The sequence below is a fragment of the Stenotrophomonas sp. FR012 genome (assembly GCF_047520565.2).
GTDB lineage: Bacteria > Pseudomonadota > Gammaproteobacteria > Xanthomonadales > Xanthomonadaceae > Stenotrophomonas > Stenotrophomonas sepilia.
Genome location: NZ_JAXBQL020000001.1, coordinates 192,683 through 210,489 on the forward strand (window position 1 = coordinate 192,683; position 17,807 = coordinate 210,489).

The 17,807-nt window shown below is 66.8% G+C and carries 14 protein-coding genes; 5 read left to right on the plus strand and 9 right to left on the minus strand.

What is annotated here, in order from left to right; genetic code table 11:
• Positions 1–55: 55 nt before the first annotated feature.
• From ACM0O9_RS00915 to ACM0O9_RS00950, 8 genes are all read right to left on the minus strand, one after another.
• Positions 56–595, minus strand: coding sequence for a phosphatase PAP2 family protein (locus tag ACM0O9_RS00915; protein ID WP_005415455.1), 540 nt, complete (start codon positions 593–595; stop codon positions 56–58).
• Positions 576–1,721, minus strand: coding sequence for a glycosyltransferase family 4 protein (locus tag ACM0O9_RS00920; RefSeq protein ID WP_235649461.1), 1,146 nt, complete (start codon positions 1,719–1,721; stop codon positions 576–578). The genes ACM0O9_RS00915 and ACM0O9_RS00920 overlap by 20 nt, the downstream gene beginning before the upstream one ends.
• 170 nt (positions 1,722–1,891) lie before the next feature.
• The gene (locus ACM0O9_RS00925) at positions 1,892–4,816 is read right to left on the minus strand and encodes a TonB-dependent receptor domain-containing protein (protein WP_005415457.1); all 2,925 of its coding nucleotides are present in this window, start codon (positions 4,814–4,816) and stop codon (positions 1,892–1,894) included.
• Between the two features lie 317 nt (positions 4,817–5,133).
• Positions 5,134–6,660 (minus strand): exopolyphosphatase, encoded by a 1,527-nt coding sequence (gene ppx, locus ACM0O9_RS00930; RefSeq protein ID WP_005415458.1) that lies wholly within the window; start codon positions 6,658–6,660, stop codon positions 5,134–5,136.
• 169 nt (positions 6,661–6,829) lie between these two features.
• Positions 6,830–8,917, minus strand: coding sequence for a polyphosphate kinase 1 (ppk1, locus tag ACM0O9_RS00935; RefSeq protein WP_032953971.1), 2,088 nt, complete (start codon positions 8,915–8,917; stop codon positions 6,830–6,832).
• 4 nt (positions 8,918–8,921) lie between these two features.
• Positions 8,922–10,253 (minus strand): phosphate regulon sensor histidine kinase PhoR, encoded by a 1,332-nt coding sequence (gene phoR, locus ACM0O9_RS00940; protein WP_235649462.1) that lies wholly within the window; start codon positions 10,251–10,253, stop codon positions 8,922–8,924.
• Between the two features lie 106 nt (positions 10,254–10,359).
• Complete coding sequence (gene phoB / locus ACM0O9_RS00945; protein ID WP_005408258.1) at positions 10,360–11,049, minus strand: phosphate regulon transcriptional regulator PhoB; 690 nt, start codon at positions 11,047–11,049, stop codon at positions 10,360–10,362.
• A gap of 116 nt (positions 11,050–11,165) precedes the next feature.
• The gene (locus ACM0O9_RS00950; RefSeq protein WP_065185793.1) at positions 11,166–12,812 is read right to left on the minus strand and encodes a M48 family metalloprotease; all 1,647 of its coding nucleotides are present in this window, start codon (positions 12,810–12,812) and stop codon (positions 11,166–11,168) included.
• Positions 12,813–12,954: 142 nt separating this feature from the next.
• Between ACM0O9_RS00950 and grxC the strand changes: the two genes are divergently transcribed.
• The 5 genes from grxC to ACM0O9_RS00975 all read left to right on the plus strand — a co-directional run bounded on the left by grxC (position 12,955) and on the right by ACM0O9_RS00975 (position 16,915).
• A complete protein-coding gene (gene grxC, locus ACM0O9_RS00955) occupies positions 12,955–13,245 on the plus strand; it encodes a glutaredoxin 3 (protein WP_004154541.1) in 291 nt (96 codons plus the stop codon).
• Positions 13,242–13,634 (plus strand): carboxymuconolactone decarboxylase family protein, encoded by a 393-nt coding sequence (locus ACM0O9_RS00960; RefSeq protein WP_329844159.1) that lies wholly within the window; start codon positions 13,242–13,244, stop codon positions 13,632–13,634. The genes grxC and ACM0O9_RS00960 overlap by 4 nt, the downstream gene beginning before the upstream one ends.
• 321 nt (positions 13,635–13,955) lie before the next feature.
• Positions 13,956–14,960: an isocitrate dehydrogenase gene (locus ACM0O9_RS00965; protein ID WP_033835461.1), complete on the plus strand. Its 1,005-nt coding sequence runs from the start codon at positions 13,956–13,958 to the stop codon at positions 14,958–14,960.
• 249 nt (positions 14,961–15,209) lie between these two features.
• Positions 15,210–15,953 carry a cysteine hydrolase family protein gene (locus tag ACM0O9_RS00970; protein WP_414604116.1) on the plus strand — a complete coding sequence of 248 codons (744 nt, stop codon included), beginning with the start codon at positions 15,210–15,212 and terminating at the stop codon, positions 15,951–15,953.
• Positions 15,954–16,006: 53 nt separating this feature from the next.
• The gene (locus ACM0O9_RS00975) at positions 16,007–16,915 is read left to right on the plus strand and encodes a LysR family transcriptional regulator (RefSeq protein ID WP_065179772.1); all 909 of its coding nucleotides are present in this window, start codon (positions 16,007–16,009) and stop codon (positions 16,913–16,915) included.
• A 78-nt stretch (positions 16,916–16,993) separates the two neighbouring features.
• Here ACM0O9_RS00975 and ACM0O9_RS00980 read toward each other — a convergent pair whose 3' ends face one another.
• Entirely contained in the window at positions 16,994–17,752 is a 759-nt protein-coding gene (locus ACM0O9_RS00980; protein ID WP_005415466.1) for a Bax inhibitor-1/YccA family protein, read from the minus strand.
• Positions 17,753–17,807: the final 55 nt, after the last annotated feature.

Sequence of the window (17,807 nt, forward strand, 5' to 3'; positions counted from 1 at the left end):
CCGGTATTGTGGGGGTCAGATCTCTTTTCCGAAGGAAAAGGATCTGACCCCGGGGCTACACCGGCAGCGGCAGCCAGGTCAGGCTGGCCGAAGCCAGCAGGACGGCGATGCCCGTGGCAGCGAGCACGTCGGAAGGATAGTGCAGGCCCAGCACCACCCGCGACAGCGCGACACCGAGGGTGAACGGTACCAGCAAGGGTGCCAGCCAGGGGTAATAGGCCAGTGCGACGATGGTGAACGACACTGCGTGCAGGGTGTGTCCGGAGGGGAAGCTGAATTCGTCCAACGGTGCCACCCAGGCGCGGATGCGAAGATCGGCCGCGTAAGGCCGCGGACGCCGCGTCCAGCGCTTGAGGCCCTTGTACAGCAGCAATGCGGCCAGGCCGGTGGCGGCCATGTGCACCGAGGCGCGCAGGCCATCGAAGCCATCCAGCACCACCAGCGCAGCCATCAGCACATACCAGAACACGCCATCGCCGAGACGGCTGATGACCGAGAACAGGCGGCGCACGCGGCGGCGCCGGCAGTAGTGGTTCGCCCGCCGGCACAAGCGCGCCTCGCGCCCTGCCAGCAGTTCAAGCGGCGTGGTGCGCATGGCCGCTCCTCCGCGACTGCGCAAGCTCGGCCAGCAACGCATCGAACTCGGCCACCACCTGCTGTGGATGCAATCGCTTCATCGCGCGTGAGGCATTGCCGCCCAGTTCGTGGCGTTTCGCGTCATCGGCGGCCAGTTGCACGGCGGCCTCGATGAACTGCTCGTCGCTGTCCACCGCTGCGCCGTTCTCGCCGTTGCGCAGGTACTCACGCGCGGCGCCGTAGTCGAAGGCCACGGTGGCCACACCGCTGGCCATGCTTTCCAGAGTCACGTTGCCGAACGTCTCACTGCGGCTGGGGAACAGGAACAGATCGCCGCTGGCGAAGTGGCGGGCCAGCGCATCGCCGCGCTGGATGCCACAGAAGATGAAATCGGGATTTTCATGTGCCAGCTTCTCGCGGGCCGGGCCGTCACCCACCCATACAAAGCGTGCCTTGGGCCGGATCTGCTGCAGGCCGCGGAATGCCTTCACCGCCAGGCCGAGGTTCTTTTCGGCAGCAATGCGGCCGACATAGATCGCCACCAGGCCGTTGCCATCCACGCCCCATTCCTCGCGCAGTGCAGGGTCGCGCCGGCCTGGATCGAACTGCTGGCTGTCCACCGCACGGGCCAGCAGGCGCACGCGTTCGAAGCCCTGTTCGCCGAGGAACTGCTGTAGTTCGCGGGTCGGCACCAGGGTAGCGTCCGCCTGGTTGTGGAAGCGGCGCATCCAGCGCATGGCCGCGGCCTGCAGCCATGCCACGCCATAGTCGGGCAGGTACTCGTCGAAGCGGGTGTGGAAGCCGCTGGCGACCGGAATGCCGAGGCGACGTGCGGTACGCAGTGCCGACCAGCCGAGTGGACCTTCTGTGGCGATGTAGACCGCATCCGGACGCTGATTCTGCCAATGGCGGCCCAGCCGGATCGGGGCTGGCAGGCCGAAGCGCAGGCCGGGGTAGCGGGGCAGGGCAGCGCCGGGAACCAGCAAGGTGCCGGGTGCCGAATCCAGCGCTTCGGTGGACTGGCGGGGGCGGACGAGGTCGATCTCGTGTCCGGCTGCACGCAGACCCTGCTCCAGGCCCTGTACGGTGAGGGCGACGCCGTTGACTTCCGGCGGATAGGTCTCGGTGACGATGGCATAGCGCATGGCGGGCCTCCCGGTTTCCGGCATGCTCGGCCCTGGCGATGTAGCCGACATGACCACTTTGCGACCGTCAGATGACGGGGGCGCCGGCCACCGCAGGGGCGCTGCGGCCAACAAAAAACCACGGCCCCGAAGGGCCGTGGTCCTGGTGCTTCATGTCACAGCGCGATGGATCAGAAGCGCTGCTGGTACTTCATGTAGACGAAGCGGCCGATGTCGTAGCCACCGTAGTACGAGAAGGCCGAGTTCGGCTTGCTGTACATGATCGGGCCGGTCTTTTCGAACACGTTGTTGGCACCGACCGACACGGTGGCATCCCACGGCAGCGAGTAACGCACCTGCACGTCGTGGAAGGTGACCGCACCACGCTCGTTGTAGTTGCGGGCGCCCTTGTACCACGGTGCATACACACCCGGATCCGAGCATTCGTCCGGGTACAGCGCGATGTTCGAGCAGGTTTCCTTCACGCCCGAGTAGTAACGCGCGGTCCAGCTCGCGCCGAAGTTGCCCCGCTCGTAGCCCAGCACCAGGTTGGAACGGACGCGGAAGGCGCTGCCGATGCCGTTGGTGACGATCGGAACGATCGAGTTGTCGTTGGAGGTGCGGTAGGTCGCACTGGACACGTAGGTGGTGGCCGAGTTCACGTTGAACTTGCCGAACCGGGTGTCCAGACGGTAGCTCACGTCCAGGTCGTAGCCTTCGGTTTCCATGAAGCCCGCGTTGCGGTTGCCGAACTTCAGGTTGGTCACGATGCCGGTCACCGGGTCACGCTGGAAGCGCGAGCAGCGCGCTTCGATGCCCGACTCATAGCAGTCCTGCAGGATCTGGGTCGGCGTGTCGGCGATGATGGTGTTGTCGATGCGGATCTTCCACCAGTCCAGCGAGGCGTTGAAGCCCTGGATGAAGCTCGGGCTCCAGACCAGGCCCAGCGTCTTGCTGGTCGAGGTTTCCGGCGTCAGCAGCGGGTTGGACCCGGAGGTGAACGGCACCGGCGTCGCGTCCGTCGACGTGTTCACCGGGGTGCCGCCCTGGCGGAGCTGGCGGAAGGTATTCGCATTGGCGATGTCGCGTGCGCAACGTGCACGGACTTCGGCGCTGGAGGCCGAGGAACCGAAACGGGTGTCGCACGGATCGCTGAACTGCGCGAAGGTCTCCGAACCACCACCGAACAGGTCGCTGATGGTCGGTGCGCGGAAGCCTTCGGCCCAGGTGCCACGCACCATCAGCGAGTCGATCGGCTTCCACTTGAAACCGAACTTGCTGTTGAGCGTGTTGCCGAAGGTGTTGTAGTCCGAGAAGCGGGTTGCGCCATTGAAGGTCAGTTCCTTCGCGCCCGGCAGGTCGGCCAGCACCGGAACGTTCACTTCCAGGTAGGCCTCGTTGACGGTGTAGTCACCGCCGGTCGGGCCTGCGGCCAGGTTGGTGGTAGCGCCGGTCTGGGCCAGGGCATCCGGGGTGTACTTGCCTTCTTCCTTGCGGCTTTCCACGCCGAAGGCGAAGCCGAGATCGCCAGCCGGCAGGGTGACGATGCTGCCAGCGATGTTGGCAAAGAAGTTCTTGGAGGTGGTGCGGCCCTTGGTGATCTCTTCCGGGAACAGCCACGCCTGCAGTTCTTCGTTGCCGTACAGGCCATCGGCAGCCGTCGTGCCGTACGGAACCAACGGGTTCCACGGCTTGCACACGTCGTAGGAGATCGGTGCAGCTGCGGTACCGCACTGCACCTTGCCAGTGGCGGCGTTGTAGAACGACGGGCCGACGCCGCCGGCGACGCGACCCTTGTGCAGGTTGCCGGTGGCCACCGATTCCAGTTCATTGCGGTTGTACTGGTAGCCCACTTCCCAGTCGAAGTAGCGGCTGCCGATCTCGAACGAACCGTCGAACGACGCCACCGCGCGGTAGGTCTTCAGCTCGCTGGTGGTCACGCGCGGCACTTCCCAGGTACGGCGGTTCCAGGCCACGGCGGTCGGGTTGGCGTAACCGTGCTGGCGGCCGAACGGGTTGAAGTAGCTGTTGATCGACATCGAGCCGACACCGGCGGTGCTCGACTGCAGCGGATAGCCCGCGATCTGGCGGGTGGACTCACGCTTGTTGTAGCCCAGCTCGGTGCGGAAGTTGACGTTGTCGGTGATCTTGAAGCGGCCGTCGAAATAGACCGAGTCGCGCTTGACCGGATACATCACATGCATCTGGTCGTTGGCGTTGCTCACGTCACCGGTGAAAGGCGTGGTATCGGTGAGGTGGTAATTGGCCGGGTTGGTGGGATCCGCGCCGCGGTTGAGGGAATAGCCGCAACCCGCAGTGGCGGTACAGCCCGGGCCGCGCAGACCCGTGAACTGGCCGTACTGGCTGATGGTGGTCCAGTTGCTGCTGTCGTACGGATGGCGATCGGTCATGCCGTACTTGCTGAAGCCGCGATCGCGCGCCCACACGCCCTTCTCTTCGGCATGCTCGGCCGAGAGGGTCAACGACACGCGCTCATTGCTCCAGCCGGCGACAACGTCGAAGCGGTCGCGTGCACCGTCGCCCTGGCTGTACTGGCCGTGGTAGACGTTGGCAGTCACACCGGTGACATTGGAGCGGGTGATGATGTTCACCACACCGGCCATGGCGTCGGAGCCATAGATCGCAGAGGCGCCGTCCTTCAGCACCTCGATGCGTTCCACGGCGGACACCGGCAGCGTGGAGATGTCCTGGTAGCCGGACGTGCTGATGCCCAGGCGCTTGCCGTTGACCAGCACCAGGGTGCGCTGGGTGCCCAGGTTGCGCATGTCGATGTAGGTGCCGCCCGCGTTTTCGCCTGCGGTCAGCGCATTGGCGCGGCTGATGGTCGGGCTGCCCATCGCGGTGACGTTCTGCAGGATGTCGGCAACCGAGCTGAACCCCTGCTTTTCGATGTCGTTGCGGCTGATCGCGAACACCGGCTGGGCGGTCTCCACGTCCACCTGGCGGATGCGCGAGCCGGTGATCTCGATGCGGTCGAGGTTGGTCGGGTTGGCGTTGCTGCCTTCCTGGGCAAACGCGGGCAGCGCTGCCAGCGCTGCAGTGGTAGCCAGGGCGTAGCGGATGGCCTGCCCCAGTGCGGTGGTGCGTGAAGTCATGGCGAGCTCTCTCTCTCAGGTCGTGCACAGGACGCCAAAGTGGGCGTCGAAGGAACCAGCAGGGTCGATGACCGAGCCGGTGACCCGATAGTAGTCTCGTTAGTTAATGCTCTGTAAAGGGTTCGTATCCATTTATGTCACGCGGCCGCGCCAGCCTTCACAAAACGTGAACAAAAGCAGGCGCTTACGTGATGGCAGCGATTGCCCACAGCGCGCCGTTGTGGTGCGGAGCAGCACAAAAAACCGCCAGACTGCGCAAAGTGGGAGTGGGAAATGCGTCACCCCGGTTGTCCTGTGGACAACAGCGGACAGCGTATTCAGGCCACGAACGGACGGAACTGGATGCCCAGCCCGGCGATGCCATCGGTCTCGCCGATCAGGTCCGCGCGCAGCAGCGGGCGGGCATCGATGAAGGCCTGCGGCACGATCAGCGACAGCCGGTTGTCGTCGGCGGTCAGTTCCAGTGCCGGCAGCGGATCGTCTTCGTGGGCGCGATTGAGCAGCACCGCCAGCCGCAGCAGGGCCGCCAGCCGGCGTGCGGTCAGCAGCAGTCGCTCGGGCAAGGCGTCGAAGGCGGTCTTGGTCACGCTGCGGCGGTGGCTACGCACCAGGGCCGCCAGCATCTGCTGCTCCTGGCGCGAGAAGCCGGCGATATCCGAGTGTTCCAGCACATAGCTGCCATGCACGTGGTAGCCGCTGTGCGCGATCATCAGGCCCAGCTCGTGGAGGCGCGCGGCCCAGCCGAGCATGCGCGCATCGTCGGCATCGAGCCTCCAGCGCTCCTGCACCTGTTCCAGCAGGGACAGCGCGGTGTCCTGCACGCGCTCGGCCTGGACGGTATCGATACCGTAGCGCTGGCTGAGAGCAGCCACCGATTCGTCACGCAGGTCGTTCTCGCCGGCGCGGCCGACGATGTCATACAGGATGCCTTCGCGCATCGCCGCCTTGCTGACCAGCAGCTTCTGCAGGCCCAGCGCCTGGAAGGCCGCTTCCAGCACCAGGATGCCGCCGGCGATGATCGGGCGGCGGTCGCTGGACAGCCCCGGCAGCTGGATGTCGTCGATCTTCTTGGCCTTCAGCAGTTCATCGCGCAGCTGCGGCAGGGCCTCGGCGGTGATGGCGCCCTTGCTCAGCTTCATCGTCGCGCAGATCTCGCTGATCGCCTTGTGCGTGCCGGAAGAGCCCAACGCTTCCTGCCAGCCCAGCGCGCGGTACTTGCTGGCGAAAGGCTGGAACTCGCGGCCAATCTCGGCCAGCGCGTCCTTCCAGCGCTTCTTGCTCAGCTTGCCGCCGGGGAAAAAGCGCCGGGTGCTGGCGATGCAGCCGGCCTGCAGGCTTTCGCGCTCCAGGGTCTGCATGCCCATGCCGATGATGAACTCGGTGGAGCCACCGCCGATGTCGATCACCAGCCGGCGCTGCCCGGGCTTGGGCGGTTGCGCGTGGGCCACGCCCAGGTAGATCAGGCGCGCTTCTTCGCGCCCGCTGACCACTTCGATGGCATGCCCCAGTGCGGTCTCGGCCGGTACCAGGAACGACTGCGGCGAGCGCAGCTGGCGCACGGTGTTGGTGGCCAGCGCGCGCACCCGGTGCGGCGGCACATTGCGGATGCGCTGGCCGAAGCGGGCCAGGCATTCCAGTGCACGTTGGCGTGCAGCGGAAGAGAGACCACCCTTGCCATCCAGGCCATCGGCCATGCGCACCGTCTCGCGCAGGCGGTCGATCACCCGCAGCTGGCCGAGCGTATAGCGCGCGATGACCATGTGGAAACTGTTGGAGCCAAGGTCGATGGCGGCCAGCAGGTCGCCATCCTGCAATGCGGGCGGAGTCGTGGTGGTATGCGGCATGGACGAATGTTAGCCGAAGGGGCGGTGTGCTCGTCACCGCGCGGCCTTCACATTTTGGAAGAGGGCGTGCCGCAGGACTGCAAGGGGTCAGATCCCTTTCCCGCAGGAAAGGGATCTGACCCCGTGGCGATCGAATCCCGACCAGCGGTCGGGATCTACCGGGGCAGGGTCAGAGCCCCTGCATCAACGCCATCTGCGCCGAATGCGGGGCTTCGTCGTGGGCTGGGGCACGCTTGTGGTAGATGCCGTGCGCGTCCAGTTCCCAGGCGTTGAGGTTGTCGTCAAGGTAGTTCTGCAGGACTTCGCGGTAGACCCGCTTGGCCAGTTCCGGATCGAGGATCGGGAAGCAGGTCTCGACCCGGCGCAGCAGGTTGCGTTCCAGCCAGTCGGCGCTGGCGCAGTACATTTCCGGTGCGCCGTCGTTGCCGAACCAGTAGACGCGGCTGTGCTCCAGGAAGCGGCCGACGATCGAGCGCACGCGGATGTTGTCCGAGATGCCCGGTACGCCCGGTCGCAGCGTGCAGGCGCCGCGGATGATCAGGTCGATCTGCACGCCGGCCTGCGACGCGGCGTACAGCGCGCGCACCACCTGCGGTTCGTTCAGTGCGTTCATCTTGGCGATGATCCGCGCCGGGCGGCCGGCGGCGGCGATGCGCGTCTCGCGCTCGATGCGGCCGAGGATGCCGGTGTGCAGGGTGAAGGGCGACTGCAGCAGGCGCTTGAGCTTCATCTTCGACGCCAGCCCGGACAGCTGCTGGAACAGCAGGTGCACGTCATTGCCGATGTCCGCATCGGCGGTGATCAGGCTGATGTCGGTATACGCGCGGGCGGTGCCGCTGTGGTAGTTGCCGGTACCCAGGTGCACGTAGCGGCGCAGCTTGCGGCCCTCGCGGCGCACGATCAGCAGCATCTTGGCGTGGGTCTTGTAGCCGACCACGCCGTACACCACCTGCACGCCGGCTTCCTGCAGGCGATCGGCCAGGCCGAGGTTGGCTTCTTCGTCGAAGCGGGCGCGCAGTTCGACCACCACGGTCACGTCCTTGCCGTTGCGCGCGGCCTGGATCAGCGCATCGACGATCAGTGAGTCCTTGCCGGTGCGGTACAGGGTCTGCTTGATCGCCAGCACGTTCGGATCGATTGCCGCCTGCCGGATCAGGTCCAGCACTGCGGTGAAGGCGTCGAACGGATGGTGCAGCAGCAGGTCCTGGCGCGCCACCGTCTCGAAGATGCCGTCACTGTCGCGCAGCGTGCGCGCGGTCATCGGCGGGTATTTCAGGTCCGGTTGCGCGATCAGATCGTACAGCTGGATGATGCGGTTGAGGTTGACCGGGCCATCGATGCGGTACACCGCGTTCTCGGTCAGGCCGAAATTCTGCAGCAGGGTCCGCACGATCTCGCGCGGCATGTCGTGCGCGATCTCCAGCCGCACCGCTGGCCGGTAGCCGCGGTCGACCAGCTCGTCACGCAGCGCCAGCGCCAGGTTTTCCACTTCCTCCTCGTCCACCACCAGCTCGGAATTGCGGGTGACGCGGAACTGGTAGGCGCCCTGGACTTCCATGCCCGGGAACAGCTCATCGACGAAGGTCGACAGCACCGACGACAGGAACACGAAGTTCTGGGGCCCGCCGAGCTTTTCCGGCAGCTGGATGATGCGCGGCAGCGAGCGCGGCGCACGCACGATGGCCAGGTGGCCGGCACGGCCGAACGCGTCGGTGCCCTTCAGTACCACCACGATGTTCAGCGACTTGTTGAGGATCTTCGGGAACGGGTGCACCGGGTCAAGGCCCAGCGGCGACAGCACCGGCATGATCTCGTTGCGGAAGTAGGCGCGCAGCCAGCGCTTCTGGCGGTCGGTCCAGGAGTGGCGGCCGAGCACGCCGATGCCGGCCTCCATCAGCGCCGGCCGCAGCGTCTCGTTCCAGCAGCGGTACTGCTGGTCCACCAGTTCGGCGGCGCGGTCATGGATGGCGCTCAGGATGGCCTGCGGGCTCATCCCGTCCGGTGCGGGTGGCAGGCCGTACTCCTGCGCGTGGCGCACGGCGGCGGCACGGATCTCGAAGAACTCGTCGAGGTTGGTGCAGGAGATGCACATGAAGCGCAGGCGCTCCAGCAGCGGTACCTGCGGGTCCATCGCCTGGGCCAGCACGCGGAAGTTGAAATCCAGCTGCGACAGCTCGCGGTTGATGTACAGCGCCGGGTCACGCAACGGATCGTTGTCCGGGCTCACGGGGAGGGGGAGGGATCCGAGGCTGCTCATGGCGTCATTCTTCGAGGGAGGTCAGGGGGGCGGACTCGCGCGGGCGCACGTGGTCGGCATCGAAATGGCAGGAGAACACCGAGCCCTTGCCGACTTCGCTTTCAATCTCCAGCCGCGCGTGGTGCAGGCCGAGGATGTGCTTGACGATGGACAGGCCCAGGCCGGTACCACCGCTTTCGCGCGAGCGGCTGCTGGAGACACGGTAGAAGCGTTCGGTCAGGCGCGGCAGGTGGGTGGCCGGGATGCCGTAGCCGGAATCGCGCACCGCCAGCACCGCACCGTCGCCCTCGCGGCGGAACTCCACCGCGATGCGGCCACCGGCCGGCGTATAGCGCACCGCATTGGTGACCAGGTTGGAGAATGCGCTGTGCAGTTCCTTAGTCGAGCCCTGAAGGTCAACGCCGGCGAGGTCGTCGATGCTGATCTGGTGGCGGCCCTGGCTGTGCGCTTCGGCTTCGCGGCGCAGGGTGGCCAGCATCGGCTGCATGGCCACGGTCTCGTCCTCGCTGTGTTCCTGCGATTCGAGGCGCGACAGGGTCAGCAGGTCTTCCACCAGCTGGGCCATGCGCTGGCTCTGCTTGCGCATTTCTTCCAGCATCGGTCCGGTTCCCGGGAAATCCTCCGGGTCCATCATGTCCAGGTAGCCGTGGACCACGGTGAGCGGCGTGCGCAGCTCGTGTGAAACGTTGGCGACGAAATCCCGCCGCACCTGCTCCAGGCGCAGCAGCTTGCTGACGTCACGCGCGATCAGCAGCCAATAGTCCGACGAGTAGGGAATCAGGCGCAGGTTCAGGCGGATCGCCGGATCGACCGGCGAGGGTACGTCCAGGATCGGCTCGGCATTGCGGCCGCCGGCCAGCCAATGCGCCAGCGGCATCGGCTGCAGGCGTTCGACCAGGGCCTCGCCAAGGTCGCCGGGATGGTGCAGGCCGAGCAGAGCGGTAGCCGCTTCGTTGAACCACTGCACGCGCTGGCTGTTGCGATCCAGCACGACGACGGCATCAGGCAGCGCGGCGGCAGCAGCGCGGTAGCTGCGCAGCATGTCCAGCAGGCGGCGCTTGCGCACGCGCATTTCCACCTGGTTGCGGTACAGCAGGCGGTCCAGTTCGTTCCAGACGCCGGTGCCTTCTTCGGCGGTGTCCCAGCGCTGGCGAGCGGTCAGCCGGCGCAGAACGCTGCGCAGGCGCCAGTAATGCCAGGCCAGGGCCGCCAGCGCGCCCAGTGCGATGCACAACCACAGATGGCCCGTGAACCACCCCACCAGTCCGGCGAACAGCAGCACCGCGGCAACGGTGGCCAGGGTCTTCAACCAGGCAGAGCGGATGTGGCGGGGCATTGCGATCTCGTCGTTGAGGTGCGGCGGTTCACTGGGGTGAACCGAGGGTTATAGCAGAGTTGCCGGCACCGGCACCCGCAGGTGCGCGGTGCCGGCACGACGAGACTCAGGTAGCAGTGGAGAAGCGGTAGCCGGCGCCGCGCACGGTCTGCACCATGTTCTCGGCGTTGAACGGCTCCAGCGTCTTGCGCAGGCGGCGGATATGCACGTCGATGGTGCGCTCCTCCACGTACACGCTGCCGCCCCATACATGGTCCAGCAGCTGCGCGCGGGTGTAGACGCGCTCCGGGTGGGTCATGAAGAAATGCAGCAGACGGTATTCGGTCGGGCCGATCGGCACCGGCTGGTCGTTGGCGAACACGCGATGGGCGGCGCCGTCGATACGGATCGGGCCGACGGCTACGCTGCCGTCCTCGTCATCTTCGCGGGCGCGGCGCATGACCGCTCGGATGCGGGCCAGCAGTTCGCGTGCCGAGAACGGCTTGACCACATAGTCATCGACACCGGCCTCGAGGCCACCGACGCGATCATTCTCTTCGCCGCGGGCGGTCAGCATGATGATCGGTACTTCGCGGGTCAGCGTTTCCTTGCGCCAGCGGCGGGCCAGGTCCAGGCCGCTGGTGCCGGGCAGCATCCAGTCCAGCAGGATCAGGTCGGGAACGCGATCGGCGATCGCGGTCTGGGCCTCCCGGGCATCGCCGGCGTGGACCGGTTCGTAATCGCCCTTGCGAAGGGCGAAGGCGACCATTTCACGGATCGCGGGCTCGTCATCGACGATCAGGATGCGTTTCTGCACGAGGACACCGTAGGGCTCGGTTACTGGAGTGGTGCCAGTAGACTACGGTTTGATGACATGTTTGTGACTACCCGGCCGGAACCGACCTGGATTGCCATCGGCCGGTCATGCGGTGCTCAGCGGCGGTCCAGGTCCGGGTCCTGCACGCCCTGCCGGCGCAGCTCCAGCACTGTCGGGGTGATCGATTCGATGCGCGCGTCAACCCGCGCGCGGCCGATGTAATCCAGCGCCGGGTTGCGCTTGAGCGCCTGCAGCTGCATCAGCGCCTGTTCTGGCCGCCCGCTGAGGAAGGCGGCCTCGGCATAGGCCTCGCTGGCGCGCACGCTGTCGCCAGCCAACTCGCTGGCGCGGGCGAAACGCTGCTGGAAGACCGGATCGTTACCGCTTTGCGACAGCAGGGGGCGCAACATTGCCTGCGCACGCTGGCCGGCTTCGCGGCTGCCTTGTTCGTTCAGGATCTCGGCATAGGTCAGTGCCACCGGGCGGCTGTTGGGGTGTTCGCGCAGCAGCTGCTCGAAGCGGCTGTTGGCCTGGGCCGCCTGGCCTGCGCGCGACTCCGCCTCGCCCAGGCCCAGCGCCAGCCACAGGTTGCCGGGGTGGCTCTGCAGCAGGCCGGCCAGGGTCTGCCGGGCCTGGCCGGCACCGGCACGGCCACCGCGCATCACCGCCAGCGCCTGGCCGTAGCGCTGCGCATCGTTGAGGCCGTCCTTCTGCCGCTTGGCCAGGTCGGCGTACTCGCGCTCCAGCTCGGGGGGGGAGTCCGCGCTGAGCACGCGCAGGCGCTCACGCGCCCACTCGAAGTCACCGCTGGCGCCACGGTTGAGCTGGCCGATCGGCAGGCGCAGCACACTGCCGGGCAGCAGCGGGTTGTTGCCGCGCAACAGCGGCTCGCCCAGGCTGGGATCTGCCGGGTCCACCCGCTCCTTGCGCTCGCCGGTGGGGGTGCTGGTGGTGAGCAGCACCGTATCCTTCTTCATCTGCTCGGCGCGGGCTTTGGCCTCGCTGATGCGGGTGATGTTGACCGGGTGGGTGCGCAGGAACTCGGGCACGCTGTAGCCGCCTTCGTTGCCGCGCATGGCTGCCGACATCCGCTCGAAAAAGCCGGCCATGGCATCCACGTCGTAGCCGCTGCGCGACAGGGTGCGGATGCCCAGGCGGTCGGCCTCGGACTCGTTGGAGCGGGTGTAGTTGATCTGCCGCTGCTGCATCAGGCCCATGCCCGAGCTGATCGCGGCCATCGTCGCGTTGCCGGACGACGTGCTGTTGCTGGCCTGGGCGGCCACTACCGCCGCCAGCATGCCCAGCAGGATCGGGATCTGGTCGCGCTGGGCGCGCTCGACACCGCGCAGCACGTGCTGCTGGGTGACGTGGGCGATTTCGTGGGACAGCACCGCAGCGACCTCGTCCTCGCGCTCGGCGGTCAGCACCAGTCCGGCATTGACCCCGATGTAGCCGCCCAGCGTGGCGAACGCGTTGATCTGGCGGTCGTTCATCACGAAGAAGGTGTACGGCTGCCGCGGCTGGTCACTGTTGGAGCCGAGCCGGGTACCCATGGTCTGCAGCCAGTCGTTGACCAGCGGATCTTCCAGCAGGTAGCCGTAGTTGCGCAGCTCGCGCAGCATCATCGCGCCGTACTCGGCCTGGCGGGCCGGGGTCAGCAGCTCGCCGGCCGAAGAGCCGATGTCGGGCAGCTTCTCCTGGGCCTGGGCCAGCGGCATGGCCAGGGCCAGGGTGACGGCGGTAGTCAGCAGCAGGGCTCGCAAGCAGAAGGTCCTCGGGCGGGGCGCGCCAAGCGTGGCAGGGCGGGGGGCAACCATTCGTTAATCCACAGTGTTGCGGCCGTGGCGTGGAAATTCCAGCGCACCGGTACCATATGTAGACCGTCGATCCATCGTGGAGTTTCCCGTGACAGCCCAGACCGCCGGCGGTGCCCCCGCCATCACCATCTATTCCACTGCCGTCTGCCCGTATTGCGTGGCCGCCAAGAACTTCCTGAAGAGCAAGGGCCAGCAGTGGACCGAGGTCCGCATTGACCTGGACCCGGCCGAGCGCGAGAAGATGATGGCGCTGACCCGCCGCACCAGCGTGCCGCAGATCTTCGTCGGCGACGTCCATGTCGGCGGCTACGACGACATGATGGCCCTGCACCGTGAAGGCAAGCTCGAGCCGCTGCTGGCCGGGCAGGGCCAGGCATGAGCGCGGCCGACGACGGCAGCAAGGACCGCATCGCCGAGTTCACCGAGTTCCGCAAGCGCATGAACGAGCGCATCCTGGGCGAACCGAACCAGGTGGTGCGCCGCTTCTTCGCGCTGGATACGCAGACCTACCAGGCCGGCGCGCTGGACGTGAAGACCAAGGAGCTGCTGGGCCTGGTGGCCTCGATGGTGCTGCGCTGCGACGACTGCATCAGCTACCACGTGGCCCAGTGCAAGGACGCCGGGGTGACCCGCGAGGAGTTCTTCGAGACCTTCTCGGTCGGCCTGGTGGTGGGCGGCTCCATCGTGATCCCGCACCTGCGCCGCGCGGTCGCCTTCCTCGACCAGCTGGAAGGCGGCGCCGCCGCGCCAGCCGCGCACGAGCACTGAGGGTCGTGCCGGCCAGCGGCCGGCATCCCCTGAACCCGACATGGCCGGGGTTGCCAGCCAGCGGCCGGCACTACCGGGCCCGCGAGGGGGCCTGTCCCGCGATCCAACAGCCCAGGAGCCCCTTCTTGTTGAAGGGGCGCGCCGACAGGCGGGGGTAGAGGAGGGATGCGCGGGCAATTCTGCCTGAGCCGGGGACTGGGACCATGGTCTATTTGGGACCTCGGCCCCGGCTCAGGCATAATTGCCGGTGAAACTTCCTTTGCGCCGGCGTTTCCGGGCACGTCCGGACGGCGTTTTTCCCCCTGTTCGGAACATCGATCAATGACGCAGAAAATTACGGTCATCCGCGGCGACGGCATTGGCCCGGAAATCATGGACGCCACCCTGTTCGTGCTCGACCAGCTCAAGACTGGCCTGGAGTACGAAGACGCCGACGCCGGCCTGGTGGCCCTGGAAAAGCACGGCGACCTGATGCCGGCGGTGACCCTGGAATCGATCGCGCGCAACAAGGTCGCGCTGAAGAGCCCGCTGACCACCCCGGTCGGCGGTGGCTTCACCTCGATCAACGTCAGCCTGCGCCGCCACTTCGACCTGTACGCCAACGTGCGTCCGGCCCACACCTTCCCGAACACCAAGTCGCGTTTCGACAACGTCGACCTGATCACCGTCCGTGAGAACACCGAAGGTGCCTACCTGGCCGAAGGCCAGGAAGTGTCGGCCGATGGCGAGACCGCCTTCTCCGGCACCCGCATCACCCGCAAGGGCTCCGAGCGCATCGTGCGCTACGCCTTCGAGCTGGCCAAGAGCACCGGCCGCAAGAAGGTCACCGCCGTGCACAAGGCCAACATCATCAAGTCGACCTCGGGCCTGTTCCTGAATGTCGCCCGTGAAGTCGCCGCGCAGTACCCGGACATCGAGTTCCAGGAAATGATCGTCGACAACTGCTGCATGCAGCTGGTGATGCGTCCGGAACAGTTCGATGTGATCGTCACCACCAACCTGTTCGGCGACATCATCTCCGACCTGTGCGCCGGCCTGGTCGGCGGCCTGGGCCTGGCTCCGGGTGCCAACATCGGCAAGGACGCGGCGATCTTCGAAGCCGTGCACGGCACCGCGCCGGACATCGCCGGCCAGGGCAAGGCCAATCCGTGTGCGCTGCTGCTGGCGGCCGCGCAGATGCTGGACCACATCGGCCAGCCGGAGAATGCCGAGCGCCTGCGCAAGGCCATCGTGGCGACCATGGAAGCCAAGGACTCGCTGACCGGCGACCTGGGTGGCACCGGTACCACCATGAGCTTTGCCCAGGCCATCGCCAGCCGCCTGTAAGCGGCCGGCCGACCTCGGTTGGATCCACAGCGGGGCGCCTTCGGGCGCCCCGTTGCGTTGTGGGCTGGCTCGGTAGATCCACGCCATGCGTGGATGACGGGGCCCCTACGGTCCGCAGCCACCCATGGGGTGCCTCTACAGGGGATTTTCTGTGCGTGTATCGCACAGATCATGTGCCGCTGGGCGGCTGGTTCGTGCGTAATGTGATCGGCATCCTGTGCCCACTTCCCAATGCACCGGAGCTTGAACATGAACCTCACCGCCTTCGGCCTGGCCAGCCTGATCGGCATGACCGTCACCCTCCCGCTTGCTGCTGCCGAGCCGGCCCATCCCACCATCCGCCATATGGCGGGTGCGCCGGTCGCGACCTCGCTGGATGCGGCGAAGACTGCCGTGCTGGTGATCGACTTCCAGAACGAGTACTTCGATGCCAAGGCTGTACCGGGCTTTGTGGGTGGCCGCATGGTCATTCCCGATGGCGAGGCCGCACTGCGCCAGGCCAGGCGGGTAGTCGAATTCGCCGATGCCCACGGCATCCGCGTGATCCATGTCCAGCACGTGCTGCCGGCCGGCGCACCCCTGTTCGCGCAGGGCAGCGTCAATGCCGCCTTCCATCGCGACCTGCAGCCGCGCCAGGGCGAGACCGTGGTGCAGAAGGACAATGTCAGCGTGTTCGCCGGCGCGTCCGCCGCGGTGCTCGACCCGATGCTGAAGAACGCCGGCATCGACACCCTGATCGTCACCGGCCTGCAGACCCACGCCTGCGTGGCCGGTGCTGCGCGCGACGCGGCAGCGGCTCCGCGCGGCTACCGGGTGATCGTCTCGTCCGATGCCAGCGCCAGCCGCGATCTGGATCTGGCCGGCGGCCGTCGCATCGGCCATCGCGCGCTGCATGAGGCCTCGCTGGCGCAGATCGAAGACGCCTTCGGCGATGTCATGAGCACCGACGCGATCCTCGCGCTGCCGGTACGCAAGGCCGGTGACGGCGCTTGATAAGCTGGCGGGGCCCGCATGCCGTGGGCCCCGCCACGTGGAGCTGCCCGCCGATGGATCACTTCGCCGCCCTGCGTGCGCTGCGCGCCATCGTTGACGCGGGCAGTTTCACTGCGGCCGCCGAGCGCCTGGGGACCACCCACTCGGCGATGTCGCGGCAACTGCGGCAGCTGGAAGAGCACCTGCAGGTACGCCTGCTCGATCGCAACAGCCGTCGGCTGTCATTGACCGAGGCCGGGCGCGATTACTACCGCGAGGCGGCAACGCTGCTGGACCGCCTGCAGGAGGCGGATGATCGTGCTCGCGCCGGGCAGGCGCAGCCCAGCGGCAGCGTGCGGATCAGCGTGCCGCAGGTGGTGGCCAGCCAGGAGCTGCCCCACTGGCTGCCCTCGTTCCTGCAGCGTTACCCGCAGGTCACGCTGGACCTGTCGGCGGATGATCAGGTGGTGGATGTGGTCGGTGGTGGTTTCGACCTGGCGCTGCGCATTGCAGCTTCATTGCCGGACAGCCAACTGGTTGCGCGCGAGCTGGCCAGCTGCCCGCGCATCCTGGTCGCCGCACCGGTCTACCTGGCGCGCCATGGCCTGCCACGGCACGCTGTGGATCTGGAGCAGCACACGCTGCTGGGTTTCAGTCCCACGCCGTCAATGCCGCCCTGGCGGTTGCTGGGACCGCGCGGCGCCAGCGTGAGCGTTGAAGCCGGGCAGCGCCTGCGCGTGGATGCCACGCCCGCGCTGTACGCCGCCGCGCTGGCCGGAATGGGCATCAGCCTGTTCACCGCGCTGACCGTGCAGGAGGATCTGCGCGCCGGTCGTCTGATCCGCGTGCTGCCGGCCTGGCATGCCGGCCAGCGGCGCTACTTCGCGTTGTACCCGCATGCACGTGCGCTCGCGCCCAAGGTGCGAGCGCTGGTCGAACACCTTGCGGCGCACTACGCTGCACAGGCTGGCGTGGCTGGCTAGCCGGGAAATGCAGCCACGCGTTACAAAGAGAAAAGGGCGCCCCGAAGGCGCCCTTTGTCGTTCATGGCTCTGCCTGGTTCAGCGCTGCTGGATCTTCGACAGCAGGCGCAGGAACTCCACATACAGCCAGACCAGGGTCACCATCAGGCCGAATGCGCCATACCACTCCATGTACTTGGGCGCGCGCTGGGCCACGCCGGTCTCGATGAAATCGAAGTCCAGCACCAGGTTCAGCGCGGCCACGACCACCACGAAGAGGCTGAAGGCAATGCCCAGCCAGCTGGAGTCGTGGATCACCGGCACGTTGATGTTGAAGAAGCCCAGCACGAACGAGGCCAGGTAGAGCAGGGCGATGCCGCCGGTGGCGGCCACCACGCCCATCTTGAAGTTCTCGGTGGCCTTGATCAGGCCGCTGCGGTATGCGAACAGCAGGGCGGCCAGGGTGCCGAAGGTCAGCAGCACCGCCTGGAACACGATGCCCGGGTACTTCATGTTGAACAGGGCCGACACGGCGCCCAGGAACAGGCCTTCGACCAGTGCGTACATCGGCGCGGTGACCGGCGACCATTCCTTCTTGAAGATGGTGATCAATGCCAGCACCAGGCCGCCGATCGCGCCACCGATGGCGTACAGGCTCGCGCTGCCGGAAATCTGGCCGTACTCGTCGACCGCCTGGCTCCAGGCGAACGCCGCGGTCAGCACGGTCAACAGCAGCAGGATGCCGGTCTTGTTGGCGGTGCCGTTGAGGGTCATGGCCTGGTCGGGGCTGGTCACTACCGAGCCACTGGCGAGGTCGAGGAAAGTCGACTCGGAAAGAGCCGGGTTGCCGCTGCGCATGCGTGTTCTCCGTGCGAATGAAGGTCGGGACGGCCATCCGGCCGATGGGCGTCAG

Excerpts from the sequence above, each read along its gene's own strand:
- ACM0O9_RS00970 (WP_414604116.1), top strand. The coding sequence starts at position 15,210 with ATGAACCTCACCGCCTTCGGCCTGGCCAGCCTGATCGGCATGACCGTC.
- ppk1 (WP_032953971.1), bottom strand. The coding sequence starts at position 8,917 with ATGAGCAGCCTCGGATCCCTCCCCCTCCCCGTGAGCCCGGACAACGAT.
- ACM0O9_RS00920 (WP_235649461.1), bottom strand. The coding sequence starts at position 1,721 with ATGCGCTATGCCATCGTCACCGAGACCTATCCGCCGGAAGTCAACGGC.
- phoR (WP_235649462.1), bottom strand. The coding sequence starts at position 10,253 with ATGCCCCGCCACATCCGCTCTGCCTGGTTGAAGACCCTGGCCACCGTT.
- ACM0O9_RS00965 (WP_033835461.1), top strand. The coding sequence starts at position 13,956 with ATGACGCAGAAAATTACGGTCATCCGCGGCGACGGCATTGGCCCGGAA.
- ACM0O9_RS00925 (WP_005415457.1), bottom strand. The coding sequence starts at position 4,816 with ATGACTTCACGCACCACCGCACTGGGGCAGGCCATCCGCTACGCCCTG.
- ppx (WP_005415458.1), bottom strand. The coding sequence starts at position 6,660 with ATGCCGCATACCACCACGACTCCGCCCGCATTGCAGGATGGCGACCTG.
- ACM0O9_RS00960 (WP_329844159.1), top strand. The coding sequence starts at position 13,242 with ATGAGCGCGGCCGACGACGGCAGCAAGGACCGCATCGCCGAGTTCACC.
- ACM0O9_RS00975 (WP_065179772.1), top strand. The coding sequence starts at position 16,007 with ATGGATCACTTCGCCGCCCTGCGTGCGCTGCGCGCCATCGTTGACGCG.
- ACM0O9_RS00980 (WP_005415466.1), bottom strand. The coding sequence starts at position 17,752 with ATGCGCAGCGGCAACCCGGCTCTTTCCGAGTCGACTTTCCTCGACCTC.
- ACM0O9_RS00915 (WP_005415455.1), bottom strand. The coding sequence starts at position 595 with ATGCGCACCACGCCGCTTGAACTGCTGGCAGGGCGCGAGGCGCGCTTG.